Source organism: Klebsiella sp. B345 (genome assembly GCF_051131735.1).
Taxonomy (GTDB): domain Bacteria; phylum Pseudomonadota; class Gammaproteobacteria; order Enterobacterales; family Enterobacteriaceae; genus Klebsiella.
The window spans coordinates 1824945-1851274 of the sequence record NZ_CP180443.1; the positions used below are offsets into that span (position 1 = coordinate 1824945).

The following is a 26330-nucleotide window of genomic DNA, read 5'->3' on the forward strand; positions in this document are numbered from 1 at the left end:
GTTGAGGCGCAGCGGCGTATTGGTTTTGTGCTGTTGCCTGCTGCATGAGGAGTAATGCAGGGGTTATGCCAGAGTTTTATAGCGATAAAATAATTATTTTATTCATATAGTTACATAAATTTCTTCTGCGGGTGTCGCACTGATGTTTGCTTCTGTGTCGCAAATCGCAACACACGAGAAACCATAAAGCTACAATATTGCAACATCACTTAAGCGGCCATGAGGTGCTCCGTGCAAGGCAATTCGTTTACCCTCGACCCCGAGGCGAAAACCAACCCGTTGCTCAGCGATTCCTGGTTTCGTAGCCAGCAGTATGGTCTGGAACCGACGACGGATGATTTTCCGCGCCTGCGCTCCAACGAACTGGCGGATGTGCTGGCCAGCCATACCCGGCTACAGCAGCTCACACAGCCGGTGGTGAACACGCTGTCGCGTAAAGTGGCTGACCTGCAGTCGGTGGTGATCCTCTCTGACGCCAGCGGCCTGGTGCTGCAAACCTTCGGCAACCTGCACGCCATGGAGAAAGCGCAGAGCTTCGCCCTCGCGCCGGGAAACCTGTGGAGTGAAAGCGGTCGCGGGACCAATGCTATCGGCACCGCGCTGGCCATCGACGATAGCTGTGAAATTGAGGGTCGCCAGCACTTTCTCACCAGCAACCAGGACCTCTATTGCGCCGCCATGCCAGTGCAAAGCCCTGACGGAAAAATAGCCGGAGTGCTGGATATTTCCGGCCCGGCGCAGGTGCCTCATCCTCATACCCTGGCGTGGGTGAAAGCAGCGGCCAAACAGATTGAGTACCTGTGGGTCAAACAGAGCCTGCACCCTCAGCAATGGCTGATGAGCCTGCATGCGGATCCCCATAAGCTCGACAGTGTCGAAGAGCTGCTGCTGGTCTTTTCCGATAACGTGCTGACCGCCGGCAACCGCCTGGCGATGCGCGATTTGGGTCTCGATCCCGAGCAGTTCGGCCAGGTCACCTTCCAGCAGCTGTTCCCGCAGCTGACGCAAACCGCCGTGAGTATCCCACTGCCGGTCACCCTACAGCAGCACACCTGCTATTATCGTTTACGCGCCCCGGCCCGCAGCAGCGTGGCGGTGGTGGCCCCGACTCCGGCACCTGAGCCCAAACCTCTCCATCTGCCCTTCACCAGCCCGCAGGAAGGGGAAAAACTGTTACGTCTGCTGAATGCCGGCATTGCGCTCTGCATTGAAGGGGAAACAGGATGCGGGAAAGAGTTCGTCAGCCGGGCGCTGCACCAGCACAGTCGCTGGCGAAACGGCAAATTCGTCGCCATCAACTGCGCTGCCATTCCCGAATCGCTGATTGAATCCGAGCTGTTTGGCTACCAGCCGGGAGCCTTTACCGGGGCCAGTAAAAACGGCTATATCGGTAAAATCCGCGAGGCCGACGGCGGGGTGCTGTTCCTTGATGAAATTGGCGATATGCCGATGCTGCTCCAGACGCGCCTGCTGCGGGTGTTGCAAGAAAAAGAGGTGACTCCGCTCGGTGCCAGCCGTAGCGCGGCGGTCAGCTTTGCGGTGATTTGCGCCACCCACCGCAACCTGGCGCAACACGTAACCGAGGGGAGCTTCCGCGAGGACCTGCTGTATCGCCTGCGCGAATTTGCCCTCACCATTCCCCCTTTGCGCGAATGGACGACGCTGCCGGCCTTTATTCAGCAGCTCTGGCACGACCTCGGCGCCACCGCGCGCCATGTTCAGCTCTCGCCTGGGCTGCTGACGCATCTGGCAAGCCTCCCCTGGCCGGGCAACGTCCGCCAGTTGCAGAGCCTGATGAAGGTGCTACTGGCGCTGGCTGACGAGGGGGATGAGCTGACGGTGGACGATCTGCCCACCGAATACCAGACGCCGCCGACGCTACCATCACGTGGGTTACAGCAGCACGATGCCCAGTTGATTGCTCAGACGCTGAACACCTTCAACGGTAACGTCAGTAAAGCCGCGCAGGCGCTGGGGGTTGCCCGTAGCACGCTTTATCGTCGCGCGGCACGCCGCGGACAAACTTAACCTGCAAGGGGCAACGTATCGCGTCGCGCGATTACGGAGTAAAGCACGCCGGAAGCCAGGAAAAGATCCGCTTACTGACGGCTTCACCTATCCTCACCATGGCGGGCCCACAGGCCTGCCAGACTCTTTTTGTCACCACGATAGCCATGACGGAAACCAACGCGGCACCCACCATATCCAGAGGGAAATGGACTCCGAGGAAGATACGGGCCCAGGCTACGGACAGCGAAGCGATCAAGACACACACGCCCATCCGGCGCTGGCCCAGGGTGAGCAGCGCAAAAGCCATGCTGAACATCACCAGACCATGATCGCTCGGGAAGCCATTATCCGCCGGATGGCTTATCCAGGTATGACCCAAAGGGATCATAAATGGCCGAGGGTGGAACCACAGTGAACCACAAAGCGAACCCAGCACCAGCGCTATCAGGATACTCAAAGTACAAAACAAGGCTTGCCGGTGGCCCTGGTGCCCGCCTAAGAACCAGAGGCCAAGCAGAATAGCCGGAACACTAACGATCACGCCGCTGGCGCACAGACTTGCCAGCTTCAGCAGCGTTTCCGATGTCCCTGGCTGCGCATTCAATGCCAGAAAAACGCTTTGATTAACAGTTTCCAGTACGTTCATTGTGAGAGTCCATGACGGTCATATTACTGTCATTATCGCCACTCTCTCTTAAGTTACGCTTAACTCCATCAGCGAACTTTTTTGCGCAATAGTCTCGTGACCACACTCTCTCACTGGCATAGTGCGCGACTTTATTTTAGAATTACCTAAATTTAGAAAAAGCTAAAATAAATGACGACACCCGATCAGTTACAGTCAGCCGCCGGAGAGGCAGCCGCTCTGCTCAAAGCCATGAGCCACCCCAAGCGGCTGTTGATCCTCTGCATGCTATGCGAAACGACGCGGGCCAGCGCCGGCGAACTGGCCCGCATCACCGGCCTGAGTCCTTCCGCCACTTCTCAACATCTGGCACGCATGCGTGAAGAAGGCCTCATCGGCTGCGAGCGCGAGGCACAGCGTATCCATTACTTCATCACTCATCCTGCGGTTCAGCAAATTATCTCCACGCTGAAGACCCTCTATTGCCCTTAAGGAGCAGCCATGACTATCGCTACCCTTTCCCCCGAAGACGTCCGGGCACAGATTGCACAAGGCGCCAGATTAATCGATATTCGCGATGCCGATGAATATGCCCGCGAGCATATTCCTGATGCCGAACTGGTGCCGCTGGCCACGCTCAACAATGGCGCCACGCTGCGTACCACGGCAGACGACACGGTGATCTTCCATTGTCAGGCGGGCTCGCGGACACAAAATAACGCCATTCGGCTGGCCGCCGCCGCGGCCCCCGCCCAGGTGAAGCTGATGAGCGGCGGTATTCAGGCGTGGAAAGCGGCAGGTCTGCCGGTCAAAGAAGACAAAACGCAGCCTCTGCCGCTGATGCGCCAGGTGCAAATCGCCGCTGGCGGACTCATTTTGCTGGGGGTAGTGCTAGGATATAGCGTGAGTAGCGGATTTTTCCTGCTCAGCGCGTTCGTCGGGGCCGGGCTGACTCTGGCCGGCCTCACCGGGTTTTGCGGGATGGCGCGTCTGCTGGCAGTGATGCCATGGAACCGGCGTGCGCAGTGAACCTGAGCAACAATAACAATATTGTACGACAGATGAGGAGAAAGCGATGTATTCAGTAGGTGATCTGGTACAGCCACGCATGGGCGGGCCGAAACTGAAAATTGTAGCCGTCAGCGAAGAGCATATCGTTGCCGTACAGGCCAGTAACGAGCAGGGCGAACAATATACGCTGAAGCCTGCTGACGTTTCGCCTTATACCGAAGACGGTGATTTTGGCGTTTGTTAATAATAACGGTGGGTCAACCCACCGTTATTTCTATTTGATCCGATCTGATTCCACCCGGGTTTATCGCCGATCGAACGTCGTTAGCCATAACGATTAGATCAGAAAACTTTCCAGGGTTTCACCTGCGGCGATGGCGTTGGCAATCGGCTTCGGCATGCGCCCCTGGCCTGTCCATGTTTTCTGTTCGCCATTGACGTCGGTAAAACGATATTTTTCCGGACGCGGCTGACGTTTTTTACTGCTTTGCTGGGGGGCGGTATCCAGTGTGACCAGCTCGTCAGGGGTAATACCGTCGGCGATCATCAGCTCCAGCCAGGTCTGTACTTTTTCCTGGTATTCAGCGTGTTGCTCGCTGGCAGCCTGCTGCTCTGCCCGTTTTTCTTCAGTGACGATCCTGAGTTTTTCCAGCATTTCTTCAAGCACGTCAATGGAGAATTCACGCGACATTGCCCGCAGCGAACGGATATTATTCAATTTCTGTAACATTAAAGACATAAATTACCAAACAATCCTAAATTTTAAATAAAACAATACTACCGTGACACTTTAATATATCAGGCTATTTATTACCACCTTTAATCCCTTCCATTAAATACATCCCAAAATCTCTCTCTCAATTCAATTTTAAACGGCAGGAATTATTGGCAAATTAAAAAAAAGCTGATGCTGCCGCCTGGCTGAATAGAATAAAAAAGACACACTGATAGCACCAGTAGATATATTATCTGGAGGCTCAGCAGGTTATCAGCATCACGACGACGGCCGGGAGATAGCGCGCCAGGCTAATAGTGCATAAGTATGCTTTCAATTGGAATGAAAACCACAATTAACAAATAGAACACCATGCCATTAATGACGGTATTAATGAGAGAATTACTCCAAAAGTGACACTCATCACACTGAAACGTGACATCAGGCACAATCCGGGCTGTTCATCTCCTCGTATCTCCCGTCCCTCCTCCACCAACATAAAATCAACCATTTGATATTAATAAAAAAAATACAAACCCAGGACAAAAGTAGCGCAACGCTCACAAAAGGAACTCATACAGAGTATTTTATCGACAAAACGCCATTAAATAAAAATTTATAGCTAGTTGCCAGTTTTAATGTAGAGAGATAATCTACGCACACAAAACGATACAACCCAAAACGCTGTAAATGAGCACGTTTTGTGGCGTAACAGACTTCATTTTCGAGGAGCACCCCGATGTTCTCTGCGCAGTCCCGCTTGCGTCATGCGGTAGCAGACACCTTTGCGATGGTGGTGTACTGCACCGTTGTAAACATGATGATCGAAATTTTCCTCTCTGGAATGACCTTTGAACAGTCGCTTTCCTCACGACTGGTCGCCATTCCGGTGAACATTATTATTGCGGTGCCTTATGGCTTTTATCGTGATCGCGCAATGCGCCTGGCACGCCATATCAGCCCTTCTGGCTGGATGAAGAATATTGCCGATGTCGTGGCGTATGTGACCTTTCAGTCGCCGGTATATGTCGCGATTTTATTTGCGGTCGGTGCGGACTGGCACCAGATTGCGGCAGCAGTGAGTTCAAACATTGCGGTATCGATGATGATGGGGGCGGTTTACGGCTACTTTCTCGATTACTGCCGCCGCCTGTTTCGCGTCAGCGCGTACCAACAGATTAAGGCCTGATCCTTTCAGTTCAACGACTCAGCGACTGACCCTTGTCAGTCGCTTCCCGGATACATCCCCACCCCTGCTGCTCTGTGCTTAGCTGTGAGACAGGCTCGGCGTCACTTCGCCAAATAATCCACTGATAAAGCGCTCAAGCGCCATTCGCGAACTGAACCCGTGTGGAATACCATAATGCTGCTGCACTTCCCCGGCCAAATACAGCGGGAACTGCTCATAATGATCGCAGGTTTTGATATCCGACGCGGGCTCCGCCAGCGAATTACTGCGTTCTTTTAACGCAGGGTGAATAATTAAAGCCGTGCGTCCCATGCGCGCTTCGCGGTTCACATAGACATAATTATCACCGCGGCGATAGCCATACGCTTTTTGGGTTACCGCATCCATGGTGAAGCCGGCCTTTTCAAGAACGCGCGCCACCTCATCGGGTCTTAAATACATACTCATTCCTCATTATCTTTTACCGCACATTGAACCTTACCTTATTCAGCATTGATAACGCTTTCGGAAAATTCCAGAAACCGAACACTATCAGCATAATTCAAAATCTTGTTCTACACTTAATCACTCAACGGAATTAAGGGAGAACGCAATGGCGAACCGAGCAAACCGCAACAATATCGATGAAAGCGCTGAGGATATTCATAGCGATGTCAGCCAATTAGCGGATACGCTGGAAGAAGTGCTGAAATCATGGGGCAGCGATGCCAAAGATGAAGCAGACGCCGCGCGCAAAAAAGCACAGGCATTGCTGAAAGAGACACGTGCCCGCCTCAATGGCAATAACCGTGTGCAGCAGGCTGCCCGCGATGCCGCAGGCTGTGCCGATACCTACGTGCGGGATAAACCCTGGCAGAGTGTGGGTGCCGCCGCCGCCGTTGGGTTATTTATTGGCGTATTATTGAATTTGCGTCGATAATATAAACGATAAATGAAGATAACAAATACGCGTCCGCCCCTGCGAGCCTCTGGTCCGCAGGGGCTTTTTGTTGTCTGATTGCTTGCCATCCGATGTGGGCATGATTGTCTACAGAGGGTGATTCACGCGAAGTGGTTTTTAGCCGCACCAACCTCCTTGCAGAATGTCTGCGATATCCCATGCCTGCATTTTTGTCGCTGAATAAGCCTTCAGCCATGATATCGCGACGGGACAGCCTTGGGATGGCAGCGAGGGGGTTAAGGCGCATCAAGAAAACGGGCGGGAACGCAGGTGCACATCCAGGACTGACCACCAGGACGGTAGTCAGAGGGCCGGTCGAGACAGGGACGTCGAGTCCGGCCCGGTCCGCCAGATGAAGCCGGAGTGGAGCATACCGCGTAGCGGCCGTTTTCAGCGCAATGCCGGAGGTGAGAAAAGTACCGGATTCATCGTGAACGGAACATTCCACGAAAGCGAACAGAATTGTCCACGGAGCCCATGCAATAAACCACTTTCGGGCAAACCACCGTTTACCCGAATCCTCCTGAGCCTCAATGACTCGCGTTACCCCTAAGAAGAAGACAGCGCCTGCCTGAGCCTCCGCACCACCTCTGTCGCCATCTCCATCGACGTCACATTCGTAAAACTCACCAACAGCCCTCCCGCACCAAAACTTTGCATCCGCCAGTCGCTTAACGCCTGGGCGGCCAGCCCGGCCTGCTGCGCTTTGCGAGCCAGCGCCCTATCGTCGCCGCTTACCGTTATCACCAGTTGAATCCCTCCCAGCTGCGGCACCACGCCAAACCCCTGCTGCTGCAGCGCCGACTCCAGCCACTGCCGACGCTGGGCGTAGCTGGCGCGCATCTTCTTCAGGTGCCGCCAGAAATGGCCCTCAAGGATAAAATCGGCCAGCGTCTGCTGCCACAGCGTCGGGACGCTACAGCTCAACATCTGCGCCTGCTCGCGAAATGCAGCCACCTGCGGCAGCGGAACCACCAGCCAGGCAGCATGCAACGCCGGGAACAGCGATTTACTGAAGGTGCCGGCATAAATCACCCGCTGCGGGGCATCGAGGCTTTTCAGCGGCGGCAGCGGCTTCCCCTGGTAGCGAAATTCACTATCGTAATCATCTTCAATGATCCAGGCATCGCGCTGTGCCGCCCAGGCCAGCAGCTGCCGGCGTCGGCTCAGCGACAGCGCCACGCCCAGCGGGCTCTGATGCGCCGGCGTCAGCAGCGCGAAATGGGCTTCCGGGTAGTCTTGCTGCGCCTGGGTCACATCCATCCCTTCGTCATCGACCGCCACCGGGTCGATAATCACCCCGTGGCGGGTAATCACCGGTCGAATCAACGGAAAGCCGGGGTCTTCCATCCACATATGCTGGCCGGGTTGCGCCAGAGTGCGGAGGATCAACTGCATCGAGGCGGCGTAGCTCCCGGTCACCAGCACCTGTTCAGGCAGGCATTCAATACTGCGGGAAAGCCGCAAATAATCGGCGATCGCGCGGCGGAGGATCGCCTCCCCGCACGGATCGCCCGGCGCCAAATCAAACCGCGTTTGGGTGCGCAGCCGTCGCCCCATCACCCGCGCCCACAGGCCGCGAGGGAAGAGATCCAGCGCCGGCAGCCCCATCTGAAACGGCTGCGGCGCCGTCGGTTCACTGCTGAGCGGCTCACGCGCCGGGGCTTGCTGCTGCGGGCTTAGCCTGTCGCTGACGAACGTCCCGGCCTGCCCGCGTCGCTCGAGCCAGCCCTGAGCCACCAGCTCGCCCCAGGCATTTTCCACGGTGGCCCGGGAGACCCCCAACGCCTGGGCATACACCCGGCTGGCGGGCAGGCGGCTACCGGGCGCAAGCTCGCCATGTTCTATCGCCGATTTGAGCTGGCGGGCAATGCGCTGATAGTGCGGTACTTTTTTGACGTCCATTATGGTCTGCTTTTTTGATTACAATATGGCTATCTTTTGCAGTCCATTATAGTGCTATTTTGCAGCGGTTCTTAATTGAGGAAAACACCATGAGCCAACTACGTCAGCCTTACAATCAACTGAGCCCGGAAGTCTATAACGGTCTGCTACAAGCCAAGATGGCGCTGGATAAAAGCGAACTGGACAGCACCCTGGTGGAGCTGGTGTATCTGCGGGTGTCACAGATAAACGGCTGTGCCTTCTGCCTGGAAATGCACAGTAAGGCGCTGCGTCACTCCGGCGTGGCGCAGAATAAGCTGGATGCGCTGGCAGGCTGGCGAGTCAGCGGGCATTTCAGCCCCGCGGAGCAGGCGGCGCTGGCGTGGGCGGAATCCGTGACCGATATCGCCACCAGCCATGCGGAAGATGACGTTTACCTGCCACTGCAGGACCATTTCAGCCCACGCCAGATCAGCGATTTGACCTTCGCCATCAGCCTGATGAACGCCTTTAACCGCCTGGCCGTCAGCATGCGTCAGTAATTTCAGAGCAAACGTCCCCACCCTCGCGGGTTCCACACGCGAGGGCACACCCTTATCGAAAAACGCTATATATTGCGTGGTTGAACTTTTAGATAACTACATCTAGTATTTCCTGAACAGTTAACCGATACCGAACATCACGCCTTTTTGCGCCGTTCTGTTATCATAAATGGAAATACGAATCATGCGCATTACTATTTACACTAAAGATGACTGCGTTCAGTGCCACGCCACCAAGCGCGCCATGGAAAGCCGTGGCGTGACCTTCGAGATGGTGAATGTCGAGCATCACCCGGATGCCGCCGATATGCTGCGCGAGCAGGGTTTTCGCCAGCTGCCGGTGGTGATGGCAGGCGACACTCAGTGGTCCGGCTTCCGCCCGGATATGATCAACCGCCTGCGTCCTCAACCGGTAGCCAGCGCATGAGCCTGATCGTCTACTTCTCCAGCAGTTCCGAAAATACGCACAGGTTCGTCCAGCGTCTGGGGCTGCCCGCGGTGCGCATTCCGCTGAACGAGCGCCAGCGCATCCAGGTAGACGAGCCCTACATTCTTATTGTCCCCAGTTACGGCGGCGGCGGCACGGCGGGCGCGGTGCCCCGCCAGGCGATCCGCTTTCTCAACGATCCCCATAACCGCCAGCAGATACGCGGCGTGATTGCCGCAGGCAACCGCAACTTCGGCGATGCCTACGGCCGGGCCGGCGACGTCATCGCTAAAAAGTGTGGCGTCCCGTACCTGTATCGCTTTGAGCTGATGGGCACCCCAACCGATGTCGATAACGTGCGTAAAGGAGTGAGCGAATTTTGGCAACGACAACCGTAGAAGCGAAAACCACCGGGGCATCCGATTTCCATGCCCTCAATGCAATGCTGAATCTATACGACAGCAACGGTCGCATTCCATTTGAAAAAGACCGCCAGGCGGTGGACGCCTTTATGGCGACCCACGTGCAGCCCAATACGGTCAGCTTCGCCTCGCAGAACGACAAGCTGGAGTGGCTTATCGCTGAAGGCTATTACGATGCGAGCGTACTGGCCCGCTACGATCGCCAGTTTGTGCTGGCGCTGTTTGCCGAGGCTCAGGGTTATGGCTTCCGCTTTCAGACCTTCCTCGGCGCGTGGAAGTTTTATACCAGCTATACGCTGAAGACCTTCGACGGCAAACGCTATCTCGAACATTTCGCCGACCGGACCTGCATGGTCGCCCTGAACCTGGCGCAAGGCGATGAAAACCTCGCCCGTCAGTTGACCGAGGAGATCCTCAGCGGGCGCTTCCAGCCGGCAACACCCACCTTCCTCAACGCCGGAAAACAGCAGCGCGGCGAGCTGGTGTCCTGCTTCCTGCTGCGCATTGAGGACAATATGGAGTCGATTGGCCGGGCGGTGAATTCAGCCCTGCAGCTCTCCAAACGCGGCGGCGGCGTGGCGTTTTTACTCTCCAACCTGCGTGAAGCCGGCGCGCCGATTAAGCGCATTGAAAACCAGTCCTCCGGCGTGGTGCCGGTGATGAAAATGCTGGAAGATGCTTTCTCGTACGCCAACCAGCTCGGCGCTCGCCAGGGAGCCGGGGCGGTCTATCTGCATGCCCATCACCCGGATATTCTGCGTTTCCTGGATACCAAGCGGGAAAACGCCGACGAAAAAATCCGCATCAAAACCTTGTCGCTTGGCGTAGTGATCGCCGATATCACCTTCCAGCTGGCGAAAGAGGATGCGCAGATGGCGCTGTTCTCGCCCTATGACGTTGAGCGTCTGTACGGCAAGCCGTTTGGCGATATCGCCATCAGCGAGATGTACGCCGAGCTGGTTGCCGACGAGCGGGTCAGCAAGCGCTGGATCCGCGCCCGGGATCTGTTCCAGCGGCTGGCGGAGATCCAGTTTGAGTCTGGCTACCCGTACATCATGTTTGAAGATACCGTGAACCGGGCCAACCCGATTGCCGGGCGCATTAACATGAGCAACCTGTGCTCGGAAATTTTGCAGGTCAACACTCCATCAACCTTTGATGAGAACCTTGATTATGCTCACGTGGGCCACGATATCTCCTGCAATCTGGGGTCGCTTAACATCGCCCACACCATGGACTCACCGGATTTCGCCCGGACCATCGCCGTCGCGGTTCGTGGCCTGACGGCGGTGTCAGACATGAGCGATATCCGTTCGGTGCCATCGGTAGCGGCGGGCAATGCCGCTTCCCATGCCATCGGTCTTGGGCAGATGAACCTGCATGGCTACCTGGCCCGGGAAGGTATCGCCTACGGCAGTCCGGAAGGGCTGGACTTTACCAACTTCTATTTCTATACCGTCACCTGGCACGCGCTGCACACCTCAATGCAGCTGGCCCGCGAGCGCGGTCAGCATTTTGCCGGGTTTGCCCAATCGCGTTACGCCAGCGGCGAGTACTTCGGGCAGTATCTCCAGGGCGACTGGCAGCCGAAAACCGCCACCGTCCGTAACCTGTTCGCCCGTGCCGGCGTCCGGCTGCCCGACCGCGCCATGTGGCAGCAACTGCGTGACGATGTGATGCGCTATGGCATCTACAACCGCAATTTGCAGGCGGTACCGCCGACCGGATCTATCTCCTATATCAACCATGCGACCTCGAGCATCCACCCGATCGTCTCAAAGATTGAGATCCGCAAAGAGGGGAAAACCGGCCGGGTTTACTACCCCGCGCCGTTTATGACCAATGAAAATCTGGCGCTCTATCAGGACGCCTGGGAAATTGGCCCACAGAAGATTATCGACACCTATGCCGAAGCGACGCGGCACGTCGACCAGGGGCTGTCGCTGACGCTCTTTTTCCCCGATACCGCCACCACCCGCGATATCAACAAAGCGCAAATCTACGCGTGGAAAAAAGGCATCAAGACGCTGTATTACATCCGCCTGCGCCAGCTGGCGCTGGAAGGTACTGAAATCGAAGGCTGCGTATCCTGCGCGCTATAAGGAGAACAGGATGACCAATTTATCGCGTATTCGCGCCATTAACTGGAACAACATCGAGGACGATAAGGACCTGGAGGTGTGGAACCGCCTGACCAGCAACTTCTGGCTGCCGGAAAAGGTGCCGCTGTCCAACGATATTCCCGCCTGGCAGGCGCTGACGGCGGTGGAGCAGCAGCTGACCATTCGCGTGTTCACCGGGCTGACGCTGCTTGATACGATCCAGAACACCACCGGCGCGCCGGCGCTGATGGCGGATGCGATCACCCCACATGAAGAGGCGGTGCTCTCTAACATCAGCTTTATGGAAGCGGTGCATGCCCGCTCCTACAGCTCGATTTTCTCGACCTTATGCCAGACCAAAGATGTTGATGCCGCCTATGCCTGGAGCGAAGAAAACGTTTCGCTCCAGCATAAAGCCCGCCTGATGCTCGAGTACTATCAGGCGGATAACCCGCTGAAGAAAAAAATCGCCAGCGTGTTTCTCGAATCGTTCCTCTTCTATTCCGGCTTCTGGCTGCCGATGTACTTTTCCAGCCGCGGCAAGATGACCAATACCGCCGACCTGATTCGCTTAATTATTCGCGATGAGGCGGTGCACGGGTATTACATCGGCTATAAGTACCAAAAAGGGCTGGAGAGCGTCGATGCGCAAACCCGCGAGCAACTGAAGCAGTTCGCCCTCGACCTGCTGATGGATTTGTATGAAAACGAGCTGGCCTATACCCAGGAACTGTACGCCGACAGCGGCTGGGGCGAGGAGGTGAATGCCTTCCTGTGCTACAACGCCAATAAGGCGCTGATGAACCTCGGCTATGAGGCGTTATTCCCGGCGGAGATGGCCGCAGTTAACCCGGCAATTCTGGCGGCCCTTTCGCCAAACGCCGATGAAAACCACGACTTTTTCTCCGGTTCCGGCTCCTCCTATGTGATGGGAAAAACCGAAGAAACCGCCGACGACGATTGGGATTTTTAACCTTTACCTCACCAGGGAATTAGCCTCTAATTTCCTGGTGATCTATTTCACATAATTACCTTTCATCACACAAAATAATCCACGCGATATTTGACTGAAACATTGCCGCAATATTCATCAGGAATCATCTGATTCGCCAATTATTATCCAGCCATCATCAAAAAATATTACCTTTTGTAGATCAACGCTCAGCCCTTATGTCACGGGGAATTCGTGGAACTTTCCCTGCCCAATTTCAGCCTCCGCGGGACATTGAGGGTTGTCACAGAATCTGAGTATGTTAGGGTGTAAAAAGGTCATTATCTCCATCAGGTACTATATTGATATAATACAAATAACAGGAAACTCTTTATTGCATGGCAATTAAATTAGAAATCAAGAATCTCTATAAGATATTTGGCGAGCACCCACAGCGAGCGTTCAAATATATTGAAAAAGGATTTACCAAAGAGCAACTACTGGAAAAAACGGGACTTTCGCTTGGCGTAAAAGACGCCAGTCTGACCATTGAAGAAGGCGAGATATTCGTCATCATGGGGCTTTCCGGCTCAGGAAAATCCACCATGGTTCGCCTTCTCAATCGCCTGATTGAACCTACCCGCGGACAGGTGCTGATTGACGGCGTCGATATCGCCAAAATCTCAGAAGCTGAACTTCGCGAGGTGCGCAGAAAAAAGATCGCTATGGTATTTCAGTCATTTGCGCTGATGCCGCACATGACCGTTCTGGACAATGCCGCCTTCGGCATGGAGCTGGCCGGGGTGCCAACCCAGCAACGCCAGCAAAACGCTCTGGAGGCATTGCGCCAGGTCGGTCTGGAAAACTATGCTCACGCCTACCCGGATGAACTGTCCGGCGGGATGCGCCAGCGCGTCGGTCTCGCCCGCGCCCTGGCTATCAACCCCGATATATTATTAATGGATGAAGCCTTCTCGGCCCTCGACCCATTAATTCGTACCGAAATGCAGGATGAGCTGACAAAATTACAGGCGAAACATCAGCGTACCGTGGTCTTTATTTCCCACGATCTTGATGAGGCTATGCGCATTGGCGATCGTATTGCCATCATGCAAAATGGCGAAGTGATTCAGGTCGGTACCCCGGATGAAATTCTCAATAATCCTGCCAATGATTATGTGAAAACCTTCTTCCGTGGCGTCGATATTAGCCAGGTATTTAGCGCCAAAGATATTGCACGTCGTAGCCCCGTTGGCTTAATTCGTAAAACGCCCGGCATTGGTCCCCGCTCCGCAATGAAATTATTGCAGGACCAGGACCGTGAATATGGTTATGTGATTGAACGCGGTAATAAGTTTGTCGGCATTGTCTCTATTGATTCACTGAAATCCGCATTGAGCGAAGGCCAGGGAATTGACGCGGCGTTACTCGAATCCCCGCAGGCGGTGGATGCACAAACGTCGCTGAGCGACCTGCTCTCCCACGTCGGCCAGGCACCGTGCGCGGTCCCGGTAGTGGATGAAGGGCAACAGTACATCGGCATTATTTCGAAAGGAATGTTGCTGAAAGCTTTAGATCGCGAGGGGGCAAACAATGGCTGATCAATCGAATCCGTGGGACACCACACCGGCGGCGGACAACGCCGCACAATCTGCCGATGCCTGGGGCACGCCGGCAGCCGCACCGACCGATGGCGGCGGTGCAGACTGGCTGAATAGCGCGCCCGCGCCGCAGCCGGAACATTTTAATATTATGGACCCGTTCCACCACACCCTGATCCCACTCGATAACTGGGTGACTCACGGGATTGACTGGATCGTGGTCCACTTCCGCCCGGTGTTCCAGGGCATCCGCGTACCGGTGGACTATATCCTCAGCGCCTTCCAGCAGCTGCTGTTAGGGATGCCGGCACCGGTGGCCATCGTGCTGTTCGCCCTGATCGCCTGGCAAATCTCCAGCGTCGGCATGGGCGTGGCAACGCTGATTTCCCTGGTGGCGATCGGCGCTATCGGTGCCTGGTCGCAGGCCATGGTGACGCTGGCGCTGGTCCTGACCGCCCTGCTGTTCTGTATGCTGATAGGACTCCCGCTGGGGATCTGGCTGGCGCGCAGCCCGCGGGCGGCCAAAATTATCCGCCCCATGCTGGATGCCATGCAGACCACGCCGGCGTTCGTCTACCTGGTGCCGATTGTCATGCTGTTCGGTATCGGCAACGTGCCGGGGGTGGTGGTGACCATTATCTTCGCCCTGCCGCCGATCGTGCGTTTGACAATCCTCGGGATTAACCAGGTGCCTGCCGACCTGATTGAAGCGTCACGCTCGTTCGGTGCCAGCCCGCGCCAGCTGCTGTTCAAGGTCCAGCTGCCGCTGGCCATGCCGACCATTATGGCCGGGGTAAACCAGACCCTGATGCTGGCGTTGTCGATGGTGGTTATCGCCTCGATGATCGCCGTGGGCGGTCTGGGCCAGATGGTACTGCGCGGGATCGGCCGTCTTGATATGGGGCTGGCGAGCGTCGGCGGCGTTGGGATCGTCATTCTGGCGATTATTCTCGACCGCCTGACCCAGGCCGTAGGCCGCGATTCCCGTAGCCGGGGCAACCGCCGCTGGTACGCGACCGGTCCTCTGGGGCTCATTACCCGTCCTTTCCGTCAGTAACTTCTCTTGCCCGGTCGTATTACGCCGGCCGGGCCTGCAGTTTTCCGCTCTTTAAATAAGGAATAACGATGCGACATAACACGATTATTACGACCGCACTTGCCACTCTGCTTGCCACCAGCGCCGCCTGGGCGGCCGACCTGCCGGGGAAAGGCGTCACCGTTAAACCGATCCAGAGCACCATTTCGGAAGAGACCTTCCAGACGCTGTTAGTCAGCCGTGCGCTGGAGAAACTGGGCTACACCGTCGATAAGCCGAGCGAAGTTGACTATAACGTCGGCTACACCTCGATTGCCTCCGGGGACGCGACCTTTACCGCCGTCAACTGGCAGCCGCTGCATGACGACATGTACGCCGCCGCCGGCGGTGACAAAAGCTTCTATCGCCAAGGCGTATATGTGAACGGCGCAGCACAGGGCTACCTGATCGATAAAAAGACCGCCGAGCAGTACCACATCAAATCTATCGATCAGCTCAAAGACCCGAAAATCGCCAAACTGTTTGATACCAACGGCGACGGTAAGGCCGATCTCACCGGCTGTACTCCTGGCTGGGGCTGCGAAGCGGTTATCAACCACCAGATCGATGCCTATGGCCTGAGCAAGACGGTAGTACACAACCAGGGCAACTACGCGGCGATGATGGCCGACACCATCGCCCGTTATAAAGAAGGGAAACCGGTCATCTACTACACCTGGACACCGTACTGGGTCAGCGACGTGCTGAAACCGGGTAAAGACGTGGTATGGCTGCAGGTGCCGTTCTCTTCCCTGCCGGGCGTGCAGAAAAATATCGACACCAAGCTGGCGAACGGTGCCAACTACGGCTTCCCGGTCAGCACCATGCATATTGTGGCCAACAAAGCCTGGGCTGAGAAAAACCCAGCGGCGGCGAAACTGTTCAGCATCATGAAGCTGCCAATTGCCGACATTAACGCCGAAAACGCAATGATGCATGAAGGCCACTCGTCAGAAGCCGATATCCAGGGTCACGTTGACGGTTGGATCAAAGCCCACCAGCAGCAGTTTGACGGCTGGGTGAACGAAGCGCTGGCGGCGCAGAAGTAATCACGATCCTGACCCGGAGCGCCTGCGGCGCTTCGGGTCTGCCGTCACTCCACGCTATTGCCCCTGCCCATCAAGGTATATACCCAAAAAATTCGAGTTGAGCCGAATAACGGGTACAGCCAACACCCAAACAACTTGAAGGATGAAGGGTATAAATGCACCCCGCTCTCTGCTAAGGTAATCCGACCTGTTCAATCATGTGACATTCACGTGAGTTATCAATAAATAACGCTAAATGGAAAAACCCGCCGCAGTGTCGCCCGCCTCCACGGCCAGCGAAGCCACGCTCTCTGAAGGGATTAAAGACAGCCTGCCGATTGTGATCAGCTATATTCCTGTCGCCTTTGCCTTTGGTCTGAATGCCACCCGACTCGGCTTTACGCCACTGGAAAGCCTGTTCTTTTCCTGCATTATCTATGCTGGCGCCAGCCAGTTTGTGATCACCGCAATGATTGCCGCCGGCAGTTCACTCTGGGTCGCCGCCCTCACCGTGATGGCGATGGATGTGCGCCATGTCCTGTACGGCCCCTCGCTGCGCAGCCGCATTCACCGTGCGCTAGATAAGCGAAAAACCGCGCTCTGGGCCTTTGGTCTGACCGATGAGGTTTTCGCCGCCGCTACTGCAAAACTGGTGCGCGACAACCGTCGCTGGAGCGAAAACTGGATGCTGGGGATCGCCTTCACCTCCTGGATATCCTGGGTATTCGGCACGCTGCTCGGAGCTTACTCCGGTAGCGGCCTGCTGGCCGGTTATCCGGCGGTAGAAGCGGCACTCGGCTTTATGCTCCCGGCGCTGTTTTTGAGCTTCCTGCTGGCCTCCTTCCAGCGCAAGCAGTCCCTCAGCGTGCTGGCGGCACTGGTGGGTGCGATGGGCGGCATTATTCTGTTTTCTATTCCGGCGGCTATCCTCGCCGGGATCGTCTGCGGCTGTCTGGTCGCGCTGATTCAGGCCAGTATTCAGGGGATGCCCGATGAACAGTAACGTCCTGATTATCGGCATTGTAGTCGGCTGCGTGAACTATCTGTTTCGCTATCTGCCCTTACGTCTGCGGGCGAATAACGCGCGACCTACGCGCCGTGGTCCGGTCAGCGTCCTGCTCGATACCATCGGTATCGCCTCTATCTGCGCCCTGCTGGTCGTCTCCAGCGTCCCGGAAATCCTCAGCGACGCCCGGCGACTGTTGCCGACCCTGGTAGGATTTGCGGTACTGGGACTGGCGTTCTGGAAGACGCGAAGCATCATTTTCCCAACGCTGCTCAGCGCGTTAGCCTACGGAATAGCATGGAAAATCACGACTTTTATCTGAGTTTAACGTATCAATTTTAGTCAATAATTCATTTGATTTATTTGTCACAATAGTTATTATATCGGCTGTAATTAATGAGGTCATACCCTAATGGATAGTTCGTTTACTCCCATTGAGCAAATGCTCAAGTTCCGCGCCAGCCGCCACGAAGATTTCCCCTTCCAGGAGATTTTACTCACTCGCCTCTGCATGCACATGCAAGGTAAGCTGCTGGAAAATCGTAATAAGATGCTGAAAGCGCAGGGAATTAACGAGACATTATTTATGGCGTTGATAACCCTTGAGTCTCAGGAAAACCACAGCATTCAGCCTTCCGAGCTGAGCTGTGCGCTGGGCTCTTCACGTACCAACGCCACGCGTATTGCCGATGAACTGGAAAAGCGCGGCTGGATTGAACGCCGTGAAAGCGATAACGATCGCCGCTGCCTGCATCTGCAACTGACCGATAAAGGTCATCAGTTTTTACGCGAAGTCTTACCGCCGCAGCACAACTGCCTGCATCAGCTCTGGTCTTCTTTAAGCACCAGCGAGAAAGATCAGCTCGAACACATCACCCGCAAACTGTTAGGTCGCCTTGACCAGATGGAAGAGGATGGCGTGCTTGCGGAGTCGCTGCGCTAAGCGCGGGAACCGCTCAAAAATTTTTCTGGATTGACAAGGAAAAACAGACAGGCCAGCAGATTATCTGCTGGCCTTTCTGATAAACAGGTCGGCTCAGCCGATGTGAAATAATAAGATCGTGGAGAATAACATGAGCGCAAATGCGGAGAGCCCAATCCCGCAGCAACCGAACAGTAAGAAAGGCAAGCGCAAAGGCGCCCTTTTATTGCTGACATTGCTCTTTATTATTGTTGCCGTGGCATACGGGATTTATTGGTTTTTAGTACTGCGTCATTATGAAGAAACCGATGACGCATACGTGGCAGGGAACCAGGTTCAAATCATGGCGCAGGTGTCCGGCAGCGTGACGAAAGTCTGGGCCGACAACACCGATTTCGTGCAAAAAGGCGATACCCTGGTCACCCTTGACCAGACCGACGCCCAACAAGCCTTTGAAAAAGCGCAAACTCAGCTGGCCGCCAGCGTGCGTCAGACTCGCCAGCAGATGATCAACAGCAAGCAGCTACAGGCCAGTATCGACGTTAAGAAAACCGCGCTGTCTCAGGCACAGGCTGACCTTAACCGTCGAATCCCGCTGGGCGCCGCCAACCTGATTGGCCGTGAAGAGCTGCAGCACTCCCGCGATACCGTCGCCAGCGCACAGGCTGAACTGGACGTCGCTATCCAGCAATTCAACGCCAACCAGGCCATCGTACTGGGCACCCGCCTGGAACAGCAGCCTGCGGTTCTTCAGGCGGCAACTGACGTCCGTAACGCGTGGCTTGCGCTGCAACGTACACAGATCGTCAGCCCGATCAGCGGTTATGTTTCTCGTCGCTCCGTACAGCCGGGGGCGCAAATCAGCCCGACCACGCCGCTGATGGCCGTGGTACCTGCGACCAATCTGTGGATCGACGCTAACTTTAAAGAGACCCAGCTGGCGCACATGCGCATCGGCCAGGAAGCTACCGTCATCAGCGACATCTATGGTGACGACGTGAAATACACCGGTAAGGTCGTCGGGCTGGATATGGGGACCGGTAGCGCGTTCTCACTGCTGCCGGCACAGAACGCCACCGGGAACTGGATCAAAGTCGTCCAGCGTCTGCCGGTACGTATCGAGCTGGATGCCAAACAGCTGGCGGAACACCCGCTGCGCATTGGTCTCTCCACGCTGGTTGAGGTCAACACCACCGACCGCGGCGGCGAGATGCTGTCGAACCAGACCCGTAAATCTCCGGTTTATGAAAGTAACGCTCGTGAAATCGGCCTGGCGCCGGTGAACAAACTGATCGACGGTATCATCCAGGCAAACGCGGGATAATTCGGGGTGAGCGTAATGCAACAGCAAAAACCGCTGGAAGGCGCGCAACTGGTCATCATGACCATTGCGCTGTCGCTTGCGACTTTCATGCAGGTGCTGGACTCCACCATCGCCAACGTGGCTATTCCAACCATTGCCGGCAACCTCGGTTCATCGTTGAGCCAGGGAACCTGGGTGATTACTTCGTTTGGGGTGGCGAACGCAATCTCCATTCCGATCACCGGCTGGCTGGCAAAGCGCGTCGGGGAAGTGAAGCTGTTCATGTGGTCTACGGTGGCATTTGCTATCGCCTCCTGGGCCTGCGGGATGTCCAACAGCCTGTCGATGCTGATTTTCTTCCGCGTTATTCAAGGGATCGTCGCCGGTCCGTTGATTCCGCTTTCGCAAAGTCTGCTGCTCAGCAACTACCCTCCAGCAAAACGCTCTATTGCGCTGGCGCTGTGGTCGATGACGGTGATCGTCGCCCCCATCTGCGGGCCTATTCTCGGTGGCTACATCAGCGATAACTACCACTGGGGCTGGATATTCTTTATCAACGTCCCGATTGGCGTCGCGGTGGTCATCATGACGCTGCAGACGCTGCGTAGCCGCGAAACCCGTACTGAACAACGACGGATTGACGGCGTAGGCCTGGCGCTGCTGGTGATCGGTATCGGTAGCCTGCAGGTGATGCTCGACCGCGGCAAGGAGCTGGACTGGTTTGCCTCAAACGAGATTATCATTCTGACGATTGTGGCGGTGGTCGCCATCAGCTTCCTGATTGTCTGGGAGCTGACCGACGACAACCCGATAGTGGATCTCTCGCTCTTTAAATCGCGAAACTTCACCATCGGCTGCCTGTGTATCAGTCTCGCCTACATGCTCTACTTCGGCGCCATCGTACTGCTGCCGCAGCTGCTGCAGGAGGTCTACGGTTATACCGCCACCTGGGCAGGGCTGGCCTCCGCGCCGGTGGGGATTATCCCGGTGATCCTGTCGCCGATTATCGGCCGCTTCGCCCATAAGCTGGATATGCGCCGGCTGGTGACCTTCAGCTTTATCATGTATGCGGTCTGCTTCTACTGGCGCGCGTGGACCTTCGAGCCCGGTATGGACTTCGGCGCATCGGCCTGGCCGCAGTTTATCCAGGGCTTTGCGGTGGCCTGCTTCTTTATGCCACTGACCACCATCACGTTGTCCGGCCTGCCGCCGGAGCGGCTGGCGGCGGCATCAAGCCTGTCGAACTTCACCCGTACGCTGGCGGGGTCAATCGGGACCTCGATCACCACCACCATGTGGACCAACCGCGAGGCGCTGCACCATGCGCAGCTCACCGAATCGGTTACGCCATATAACCCTAACGCCCAGCAGATGTACGATCAGCTGCAGGGACTCGGGCTGACCCAACAGCAGGCATCCGGCTGGATAGCCCAGCAGATCACCAACCAGGGGCTGATTATTTCCGCCAACGAAATTTTCTGGTTCTCGGCGGCGATCTTTATCCTCCTGCTCGGTCTGGTGTGGTTTGCGAAACCACCGTTTAGCGCCGGCGGCGGCGGCGGTGGCGCGCACTAGCGACCAACATCAGTCATCAAAAGGGATCTGCGGATCCCTTTTTTTATGGCGTGCCATAAGGTCACATTGTCCAGTTCTCGCTAGTTTCTGTCCGCTTTGATAAAGCGCCCCGCTTTACGTTTCTGCAGGATGAAGATCCAACACAAGGAGAGCATCATGCTGACAAACCCTGGCGAAAAATATCGTCCCTGGCCGCCAATTTCCTTGCCCGGCCGCCGCTGGCCGGACAACACGATTACCCGCGCGCCGCGCTGGCTGTCCACCGATCTGCGCGATGGCAACCAGGCGTTGGCCGAACCGATGGACGGCGCCCGCAAGCTGCAGTTCTGGAATCTGCTGCTGGAGTGCGGATTTAAAGAGATTGAAGTGGCGTTTCCGTCGGCTTCACAGACCGATTTCAACTTTGTCCGCCAGCTGATCGACGAACAGCGTATTCCGCAAGATGTCACCATCCAGGTCCTGACCCAGGCGCGGGAAGACCTGATCCTGCGAACCTTTGAATCGCTGCGCGGCGCCCATCGCGCCACCGTCCATCTGTATAACGCCACCGCGCCGCTGTTTCGCAAGCTGGTATTTGGCATGGATAAAGCGCAGGTGGTGGCCCTCGCCACCCGCGCCACCCGCCTGATTCGTGAGCAGTGCGAAGCGCAGCCGGACACCCGCTGGCAATATGAGTATTCGCCGGAAACCTTCTGCTTTACCGAAGCGGACTTTGCGCTGGAAATCTGTGAAGCGGTGGCGGACATCTGGCAGCCCTGCGCGGAACGGCCGATGATCATCAACCTGCCCGCCACCGTCGAGGTCAATACCCCGAACGTTTACGCCGACCAGATCGAGTATTTCTGCCGCCACTTCTCCCGTCGCGCCGAGGTTTGTATCAGCGTTCATCCTCATAACGATCGCGGGACCGGCGTTGCCAGCGCCGAGCTGGCGGTGATGGCCGGCGCCGACCGCGTTGAAGGTTGTCTGTTCGGTAACGGCGAGCGCACCGGCAACGTCTGCCTGGTCACCCTGGCGATGAATCTCTACAGCCAGGGCATTGCCCCGCAGCTGACTTTCCCGGAGATGAACCGGGTGGTGGAAGTGGTGGAACATTGTAATCAGCTGCCGGTACATCCGCGTCATCCGTGGGCCGGCAGTCTCGCCTACACCGCCTTCTCCGGTTCACATCAGGACGCCATTAAGAAAGGATTTGATGCCCGTAAACCCGGCGAGCACTGGGAAATGCCCTACCTGCCCGTCGATCCGCAGGACATCGGCTGCAGCTACGAAGCGGTCATCCGCGTCAACAGCCAGTCCGGCAAGAGCGGCAGCGCCTGGCTAATCGAACAGAACCACGGGCTGAAGCTGCCCCGGGCGTTACAGCAAGATTTCAGCCTCCACGTACAGCAGGAAACCGATAGCCATGGTAAAGAGATGACCCAGAATGCGCTGTGGCAGCTGTTCCGCTCCCGCTATGGGCTGCTTGACAGCTCGCCGCTGGCGCTGCTGGACTATCAAAGCGACAGCCAGCAGGATGGCCAGCTTTCCTTACAGGCTACGCTGCGGATCAACGGCGAGACCCGGCGGCTTCAGGGGCGCGGCAACGGCCTGCTCTCAGCCGCCGCCAGCGGGCTCAGCGGGCTGCTGAAGCAGTCGTTCGTGATCAAGGATTACCATGAGCATACCCTTGGCGAACGCAGCGACAGCCGTTCGGTGGCCTATATCCGCTGCATCTTCCCCAACGGCGTCAGCTGCTGGGGCGTGGGCATCGATAATGACGTAGCGCGCGCCTCACTACAGGCGCTGTGCAATGCGCTCAGCGCAGGCGATCACGCTGGCGGGCGGAAATAGTCGCTGGGGGCGACGCCCATCACCCGACGAAACATGGCGCTGAAGGCGCTGTGGCTGCCATAGCCCAGATCCAGCGCCACGCGTAACACCGACTGCCCCTGCGCCAGGCGAACCAGCGCTTCCATCAGCTTCGCCCGGCGCACCCATTCACTCCAGGTCAGCGTGGTCTGCTGCTGAAAGTGGCGGTTCAGCGTCCGTTCGCTCATATTGCTCTCTTTCGCCGCCTGCTGGCTGCTCCAGGCCTCCCCCGGCATCTCACGGACCTTCTGGCATAAACGGCGCAAGGCCTCGCTCTGAGGCTCCATAAGGCCAAACGGCAGTACCGTCATACCGCGGATCTCATCGAGAATTAATTCATAGATCCGTTCGTCACGGCTACCGGGATCGTAACGTTCGCCCAGCGCCAGCGAACTGACGATCAGCTCGCGCAGCAGCGGAGTGATCTGCACGATCTGACAGGTGGACGGGAGATCGGCTCGCGCCAGGGGATCGATAAACAGCGTACGGGCCGCAACTTTACCGGTGATCCGCAGCGCGTGGGGCGTCCCCGCCGGCAGCCAGACGCCGCGTCCGGGTGGTACAACCCAGTAGCCCACCGGCGTATCGACCCGCACCACGCCGCAGAGTATATGCAGCAGTTGCGCGCAGTCATGCTGATGCCACGGTTCGCTATCGCCGTGGGCGTAATCATGGGCAAATGGCACCAGGGCACGGTGCTGAAAAGAGAAGGTTGAGGTCGTCGACATGGCGGCGCAGGAATAGCGGCCCGACGAAGAACGCCGGACCGACACAGAAGCACTAGATATGCAGTTCTTGCAGTGTTTCTTTTGGCAGAGCCAGCTCATCGTTGCTGTTGATGCGCACGTCACGCTCGATGATATGACGTGCAATCTCCTGAGCTTCTTCCAGTGAGTGCATGGTATAGGTGCCGCACTGGTAAACGTTCAGTTCAGGAATTTGCTTCTGCTCTTTAACTTTCAGCACGTCGGCCATCGCTGCTTTCCAGGCATCCGCTACGCGCTGCTCGTCTGGCGTACCGATCAGGCTCATATAGAAGCCGGTGCGGCAGCCCATCGGAGAGATATCGATAATTTCCACACCATTGCCGTTCAGGTGATCGCGCATGAAGCCCGCAAACAGGTGCTCAAGCGTATGGATCCCTCTTTCCGGCATAACTTCCTGGTTTGGCACGCAGAAACGCAGGTCGAAAACGGTAATTTCATCGCCGTGTGGCGTGTTCATTTTCTTCGCAACGCGCACCGCCGGTGCTTCCATGCGGGTATGGTCGACTGTGAAACTATCTAACAACGGCATTCTTCACCTCCGATAGTGATTTTTTTTTAAAATAAAATGAACTCTTTGTACACCCGCAAGTCTGAGTATATGAAAGACGCGCATTTATTATCATCATCATCCCTGAATCAGAGATGAAAGTTTGGCCACATTGATGTGGCCTTTTTCTTTTGTACTGCTTTTTGCTACGCGTGTCGCGCTAACAGCGCTGAAAACGGCTCACTATCTTCCGCTTCCATCTTCTGCTGACGTACCACCGAAGCTTCACGTTCAGTGATAAAATCCTCTTCACGTAAAATTTCCAGCGGCTCTTCGCGCAGCATCGTCCGGTATTGATCGGCCAGCGCCCGACCGGTACCGCCAATCCCTTCTTCAAGCATAGAACGCAGGACGCGTGCTGAGAAAGTTAATTGCGGATCGTCGAAGCTGGCAACCAGCTCATCGCACACCTGCTGATAGGCTTCACCACCGTGAATGCTATCTAAGGTCTGCGCGACGCGACGCAAATCGCGGAACAGGTCTTTACCTACTTTAGCCAGCGGGAACTGTGCGCTTTCACAGCCGATGCCTAACGTCAGGCCCGGTTTACGCCCTTCCAGAATCACGCGATTCCAGTTAGTACGCGTGCACAGCAGCTCATCGCTGCTCATTTCCGGCGCATCGGCCAGTACGCACCAGACCATAAACAGATCGAGGAAACGTACCTGCTGCTCATCGACGCCAATCGGTGAGAACGGGTTAATATCAAGCGAACGCACTTCGATATATTCAATACCACCGCGCAGCAGGGCGTCAGATGGCGTTTCTCCGCTGCGGGTGACCCGCTTCGGACGAATTGGCGCGTACAGCTCGTTCTCAATCTGAAGAATATTGCTGTTAATTTGCAGGTGTTTACCGTCTTTCTCAAGGCCAATCCGGGCATACTCTTCCGACGGGGTTTTAATCGCCCGCTTCAATCCTGCCACATATTCATGCAGATCGTTAAATGTAATCCCGAGATTGCTTTGCGACTTATTGGTATAGCCCAGGTCGCTCAGGCGCAGCGAGGTGGCGTACGGCAAGTAGTACATGCCGTTCTTCGCTTCCTCAAACGGCAGCGTCGTCGGTTTGCCCTGCAGGAATGAAGAGCAGATAGCCGGCGATGCGCCGAACAGGTATGGAATTACCCAGCCGAAGCGGTAGTAGTTACGGATAGAACGGAAATAGCCCGCAGAGATCGCCTCTTTTCCGCTTTCCGCATCCTCAACGCTACACTTCGCCTGCCAGAATGCCATCGGCAGCGAGAAGTTATAATGGACGCCGGAGATGGTTTGCATCAGCGCCCCATAGCGGTTTTTCAGCCCTTCGCGATACAGCGTTTTCAGACGGCCAATATTCGAAGTACCGTACTGCGCCAGTTCGATATCCTGCCCTGGGGCAATATAGCAAGGCATGCTCAGCGGCCACATCCGTTCATCGCCAATGTGGCGTGCGGTGTAGCGATGCACATCGCGCATAAAGGTAAGCATGTGCTGAATGTCGCCATCAACTGGCGTAATAAATTCCAGCAACGCTTCGGCAAAATCGGTGGTAATCCATTTATGGGTCAGCGCCGCGCCCAGTGCCTGAGGGTGACCGGTGGTTGCCAGTGAACCATCGGCATTGACGCGCAGCGTTTCGCGCTCAAGACCACGTTGAATACCCTGCAGGGCCTGTGGATTTTTTTCCAGCCAGGCCAGCGCCTGTGATACGTCCGGGATCAATTTGACCTCCCGCCTGTCGAAATCGTTTGAATAAGCATAATTGTAATGGTGACCATACAGGCTATCCCAGAAGATATTATTGTTACCGCCAGTTCGCACGCGAATGCCGAAGTCTGGTGGTGTCGGGCTTAGCAGCGCGACAACATAGCCAGTA

Annotated in this window: 27 protein-coding genes; 20 read left to right on the forward strand and 7 right to left on the reverse strand. The window is 56.2% G+C overall.

Annotation, left to right across the window (positions count from 1 at the left end):
* The first annotated feature begins 231 nt into the window (after positions 1 to 231).
* Complete coding sequence (locus ACMYSO_RS08460; protein ID WP_434670105.1) at positions 232 to 2028, forward strand: sigma-54-dependent Fis family transcriptional regulator; 1797 nt, start codon at positions 232 to 234, stop codon at positions 2026 to 2028.
* Between the two features lie 31 nt (positions 2029 to 2059).
* Here ACMYSO_RS08460 and ACMYSO_RS08465 read toward each other — a convergent pair whose 3' ends face one another.
* Positions 2060 to 2656, reverse strand: coding sequence for an undecaprenyl-diphosphatase (locus ACMYSO_RS08465; RefSeq protein WP_434670106.1), 597 nt, complete (start codon positions 2654 to 2656; stop codon positions 2060 to 2062).
* Between the two features lie 171 nt (positions 2657 to 2827).
* Here ACMYSO_RS08465 and ACMYSO_RS08470 point away from each other — a divergent pair, with 171 nt between their 5' ends.
* Genes ACMYSO_RS08470 through ACMYSO_RS08480 form a run of 3 tightly spaced genes read left to right on the forward strand, consistent with a single transcriptional unit; the run spans position 2828 to position 3890 of the window.
* Positions 2828 to 3127 (forward strand): ArsR/SmtB family transcription factor, encoded by a 300-nt coding sequence (locus tag ACMYSO_RS08470; protein WP_434583420.1) that lies wholly within the window; start codon positions 2828 to 2830, stop codon positions 3125 to 3127.
* A 9-nt stretch (positions 3128 to 3136) separates the two neighbouring features.
* Positions 3137 to 3664, forward strand: coding sequence for a rhodanese family protein (locus ACMYSO_RS08475; protein WP_434583418.1), 528 nt, complete (start codon positions 3137 to 3139; stop codon positions 3662 to 3664).
* A gap of 46 nt (positions 3665 to 3710) precedes the next feature.
* A complete protein-coding gene (locus tag ACMYSO_RS08480) occupies positions 3711 to 3890 on the forward strand; it encodes a hypothetical protein (protein WP_434583416.1) in 180 nt (59 codons plus the stop codon).
* Between the two features lie 93 nt (positions 3891 to 3983).
* Here ACMYSO_RS08480 and stpA read toward each other — a convergent pair whose 3' ends face one another.
* Positions 3984 to 4385 carry a DNA-binding protein StpA gene (stpA, locus tag ACMYSO_RS08485; RefSeq protein ID WP_434670107.1) on the reverse strand — a complete coding sequence of 134 codons (402 nt, stop codon included), beginning with the start codon at positions 4383 to 4385 and terminating at the stop codon, positions 3984 to 3986.
* A gap of 715 nt (positions 4386 to 5100) precedes the next feature.
* Here stpA and alaE point away from each other — a divergent pair.
* Positions 5101 to 5550 carry an L-alanine exporter AlaE gene (alaE, locus tag ACMYSO_RS08490; protein ID WP_123756828.1) on the forward strand — a complete coding sequence of 150 codons (450 nt, stop codon included), beginning with the start codon at positions 5101 to 5103 and terminating at the stop codon, positions 5548 to 5550.
* Between the two features lie 78 nt (positions 5551 to 5628).
* On the opposite strand, the gene ACMYSO_RS08495 is transcribed toward alaE, so the two are convergent.
* Positions 5629 to 5991: a DUF2002 family protein gene (locus tag ACMYSO_RS08495; RefSeq protein ID WP_123756827.1), complete on the reverse strand. Its 363-nt coding sequence runs from the start codon at positions 5989 to 5991 to the stop codon at positions 5629 to 5631.
* 151 nt (positions 5992 to 6142) lie between these two features.
* On the opposite strand from ACMYSO_RS08495, the gene ACMYSO_RS08500 reads away from it, so the two are divergent.
* Entirely contained in the window at positions 6143 to 6469 is a 327-nt protein-coding gene (locus tag ACMYSO_RS08500) for a DUF883 family protein (RefSeq protein ID WP_123756826.1), read from the forward strand.
* 570 nt (positions 6470 to 7039) lie between these two features.
* Here ACMYSO_RS08500 and ACMYSO_RS08505 read toward each other — a convergent pair.
* Complete coding sequence (locus tag ACMYSO_RS08505; protein WP_434670108.1) at positions 7040 to 8395, reverse strand: PLP-dependent aminotransferase family protein; 1356 nt, start codon at positions 8393 to 8395, stop codon at positions 7040 to 7042.
* Positions 8396 to 8484: 89 nt separating this feature from the next.
* Here ACMYSO_RS08505 and ACMYSO_RS08510 point away from each other — a divergent pair, with 89 nt between their 5' ends.
* The 14 genes from ACMYSO_RS08510 to leuA all read left to right on the forward strand — a co-directional run bounded on the left by ACMYSO_RS08510 (position 8485) and on the right by leuA (position 23141).
* The gene (locus ACMYSO_RS08510; protein WP_434670109.1) at positions 8485 to 8916 is read left to right on the forward strand and encodes a carboxymuconolactone decarboxylase family protein; all 432 of its coding nucleotides are present in this window, start codon (positions 8485 to 8487) and stop codon (positions 8914 to 8916) included.
* A 184-nt stretch (positions 8917 to 9100) separates the two neighbouring features.
* A complete protein-coding gene (nrdH, locus tag ACMYSO_RS08515) occupies positions 9101 to 9343 on the forward strand; it encodes a glutaredoxin-like protein NrdH (protein WP_434583407.1) in 243 nt (80 codons plus the stop codon).
* On the forward strand, positions 9340 to 9741 hold the full coding sequence (gene nrdI, locus ACMYSO_RS08520; protein WP_434670110.1) for a class Ib ribonucleoside-diphosphate reductase assembly flavoprotein NrdI: 402 nt from the start codon (positions 9340 to 9342) through the stop codon (positions 9739 to 9741). The genes nrdH and nrdI overlap by 4 nt, the downstream gene beginning before the upstream one ends.
* A complete protein-coding gene (gene nrdE / locus ACMYSO_RS08525) occupies positions 9723 to 11867 on the forward strand; it encodes a class 1b ribonucleoside-diphosphate reductase subunit alpha (RefSeq protein ID WP_434670111.1) in 2145 nt (714 codons plus the stop codon). Before nrdI ends, nrdE begins: the two co-directional genes overlap by 19 nt.
* Before the next feature lie 10 nt (positions 11868 to 11877).
* Complete coding sequence (nrdF, locus tag ACMYSO_RS08530) at positions 11878 to 12840, forward strand: class 1b ribonucleoside-diphosphate reductase subunit beta (RefSeq protein ID WP_434670113.1); 963 nt, start codon at positions 11878 to 11880, stop codon at positions 12838 to 12840.
* A 356-nt stretch (positions 12841 to 13196) separates the two neighbouring features.
* Positions 13197 to 14399, forward strand: coding sequence for a glycine betaine/L-proline ABC transporter ATP-binding protein ProV (gene proV / locus ACMYSO_RS08535; RefSeq protein WP_434670114.1), 1203 nt, complete (start codon positions 13197 to 13199; stop codon positions 14397 to 14399).
* The gene (proW, locus tag ACMYSO_RS08540; protein WP_434670115.1) at positions 14392 to 15456 is read left to right on the forward strand and encodes a glycine betaine/L-proline ABC transporter permease ProW; all 1065 of its coding nucleotides are present in this window, start codon (positions 14392 to 14394) and stop codon (positions 15454 to 15456) included. The genes proV and proW overlap by 8 nt, the downstream gene beginning before the upstream one ends.
* Positions 15457 to 15524: 68 nt before the next feature.
* Positions 15525 to 16523, forward strand: a complete 999-nt coding sequence (gene proX / locus ACMYSO_RS08545) for a glycine betaine/L-proline ABC transporter substrate-binding protein ProX (RefSeq protein WP_434670116.1) — start codon at positions 15525 to 15527, stop codon at positions 16521 to 16523.
* 235 nt (positions 16524 to 16758) lie between these two features.
* A complete protein-coding gene (locus ACMYSO_RS08550) occupies positions 16759 to 17505 on the forward strand; it encodes an AzlC family ABC transporter permease (RefSeq protein ID WP_434670118.1) in 747 nt (248 codons plus the stop codon).
* Positions 17495 to 17830: an L-valine transporter subunit YgaH gene (gene ygaH, locus ACMYSO_RS08555; protein ID WP_434583393.1), complete on the forward strand. Its 336-nt coding sequence runs from the start codon at positions 17495 to 17497 to the stop codon at positions 17828 to 17830. The genes ACMYSO_RS08550 and ygaH overlap by 11 nt, the downstream gene beginning before the upstream one ends.
* A gap of 90 nt (positions 17831 to 17920) precedes the next feature.
* On the forward strand, positions 17921 to 18451 hold the full coding sequence (gene mprA / locus ACMYSO_RS08560; RefSeq protein ID WP_041146855.1) for a transcriptional repressor MprA: 531 nt from the start codon (positions 17921 to 17923) through the stop codon (positions 18449 to 18451).
* 130 nt (positions 18452 to 18581) lie between these two features.
* On the forward strand, positions 18582 to 19754 hold the full coding sequence (gene emrA, locus ACMYSO_RS08565) for a multidrug efflux MFS transporter periplasmic adaptor subunit EmrA (RefSeq protein ID WP_434583392.1): 1173 nt from the start codon (positions 18582 to 18584) through the stop codon (positions 19752 to 19754).
* A 15-nt stretch (positions 19755 to 19769) separates the two neighbouring features.
* A complete protein-coding gene (gene emrB, locus ACMYSO_RS08570) occupies positions 19770 to 21308 on the forward strand; it encodes a multidrug efflux MFS transporter permease subunit EmrB (RefSeq protein ID WP_434583391.1) in 1539 nt (512 codons plus the stop codon).
* A 156-nt stretch (positions 21309 to 21464) separates the two neighbouring features.
* Positions 21465 to 23141, forward strand: a complete 1677-nt coding sequence (gene leuA, locus ACMYSO_RS08575; protein WP_434670120.1) for a 2-isopropylmalate synthase — start codon at positions 21465 to 21467, stop codon at positions 23139 to 23141.
* Here the strand turns inward: leuA and ACMYSO_RS08580 are convergent.
* The 3 genes from ACMYSO_RS08580 to gshA form a co-directional block, all read right to left on the reverse strand.
* Positions 23120 to 23887: an AraC family transcriptional regulator gene (locus tag ACMYSO_RS08580; RefSeq protein WP_434670121.1), complete on the reverse strand. Its 768-nt coding sequence runs from the start codon at positions 23885 to 23887 to the stop codon at positions 23120 to 23122. The genes leuA and ACMYSO_RS08580 overlap by 22 nt on opposite strands.
* A 52-nt stretch (positions 23888 to 23939) precedes the next feature.
* A complete protein-coding gene (gene luxS, locus ACMYSO_RS08585) occupies positions 23940 to 24455 on the reverse strand; it encodes an S-ribosylhomocysteine lyase (RefSeq protein WP_434583388.1) in 516 nt (171 codons plus the stop codon).
* Between the two features lie 164 nt (positions 24456 to 24619).
* Positions 24620 to 26176, reverse strand: a complete 1557-nt coding sequence (gene gshA / locus ACMYSO_RS08590) for a glutamate--cysteine ligase (protein WP_434670122.1) — start codon at positions 26174 to 26176, stop codon at positions 24620 to 24622.
* Positions 26177 to 26330 lie beyond the last annotated feature (154 nt).

Excerpts from the sequence above, each read along its gene's own strand:
- luxS (WP_434583388.1), bottom strand. The coding sequence starts at position 24,455 with ATGCCGTTGTTAGATAGTTTCACAGTCGACCATACCCGCATGGAAGCA.
- alaE (WP_123756828.1), top strand. The coding sequence starts at position 5,101 with ATGTTCTCTGCGCAGTCCCGCTTGCGTCATGCGGTAGCAGACACCTTT.
- emrA (WP_434583392.1), top strand. The coding sequence starts at position 18,582 with ATGAGCGCAAATGCGGAGAGCCCAATCCCGCAGCAACCGAACAGTAAG.
- ACMYSO_RS08580 (WP_434670121.1), bottom strand. The coding sequence starts at position 23,887 with ATGTCGACGACCTCAACCTTCTCTTTTCAGCACCGTGCCCTGGTGCCA.
- ACMYSO_RS08470 (WP_434583420.1), top strand. The coding sequence starts at position 2,828 with ATGACGACACCCGATCAGTTACAGTCAGCCGCCGGAGAGGCAGCCGCT.
- proW (WP_434670115.1), top strand. The coding sequence starts at position 14,392 with ATGGCTGATCAATCGAATCCGTGGGACACCACACCGGCGGCGGACAAC.
- emrB (WP_434583391.1), top strand. The coding sequence starts at position 19,770 with ATGCAACAGCAAAAACCGCTGGAAGGCGCGCAACTGGTCATCATGACC.
- proV (WP_434670114.1), top strand. The coding sequence starts at position 13,197 with ATGGCAATTAAATTAGAAATCAAGAATCTCTATAAGATATTTGGCGAG.
- ACMYSO_RS08550 (WP_434670118.1), top strand. The coding sequence starts at position 16,759 with ATGGAAAAACCCGCCGCAGTGTCGCCCGCCTCCACGGCCAGCGAAGCC.
- stpA (WP_434670107.1), bottom strand. The coding sequence starts at position 4,385 with ATGTCTTTAATGTTACAGAAATTGAATAATATCCGTTCGCTGCGGGCA.
- ACMYSO_RS08495 (WP_123756827.1), bottom strand. The coding sequence starts at position 5,991 with ATGTATTTAAGACCCGATGAGGTGGCGCGCGTTCTTGAAAAGGCCGGC.
- ACMYSO_RS08465 (WP_434670106.1), bottom strand. The coding sequence starts at position 2,656 with ATGAACGTACTGGAAACTGTTAATCAAAGCGTTTTTCTGGCATTGAAT.
- mprA (WP_041146855.1), top strand. The coding sequence starts at position 17,921 with ATGGATAGTTCGTTTACTCCCATTGAGCAAATGCTCAAGTTCCGCGCC.
- ACMYSO_RS08475 (WP_434583418.1), top strand. The coding sequence starts at position 3,137 with ATGACTATCGCTACCCTTTCCCCCGAAGACGTCCGGGCACAGATTGCA.
- proX (WP_434670116.1), top strand. The coding sequence starts at position 15,525 with ATGCGACATAACACGATTATTACGACCGCACTTGCCACTCTGCTTGCC.
- nrdI (WP_434670110.1), top strand. The coding sequence starts at position 9,340 with ATGAGCCTGATCGTCTACTTCTCCAGCAGTTCCGAAAATACGCACAGG.
- ygaH (WP_434583393.1), top strand. The coding sequence starts at position 17,495 with ATGAACAGTAACGTCCTGATTATCGGCATTGTAGTCGGCTGCGTGAAC.
- ACMYSO_RS08510 (WP_434670109.1), top strand. The coding sequence starts at position 8,485 with ATGAGCCAACTACGTCAGCCTTACAATCAACTGAGCCCGGAAGTCTAT.
- ACMYSO_RS08480 (WP_434583416.1), top strand. The coding sequence starts at position 3,711 with ATGTATTCAGTAGGTGATCTGGTACAGCCACGCATGGGCGGGCCGAAA.
- nrdH (WP_434583407.1), top strand. The coding sequence starts at position 9,101 with ATGCGCATTACTATTTACACTAAAGATGACTGCGTTCAGTGCCACGCC.
- ACMYSO_RS08500 (WP_123756826.1), top strand. The coding sequence starts at position 6,143 with ATGGCGAACCGAGCAAACCGCAACAATATCGATGAAAGCGCTGAGGAT.
- ACMYSO_RS08505 (WP_434670108.1), bottom strand. The coding sequence starts at position 8,395 with ATGGACGTCAAAAAAGTACCGCACTATCAGCGCATTGCCCGCCAGCTC.
- nrdF (WP_434670113.1), top strand. The coding sequence starts at position 11,878 with ATGACCAATTTATCGCGTATTCGCGCCATTAACTGGAACAACATCGAG.
- leuA (WP_434670120.1), top strand. The coding sequence starts at position 21,465 with ATGCTGACAAACCCTGGCGAAAAATATCGTCCCTGGCCGCCAATTTCC.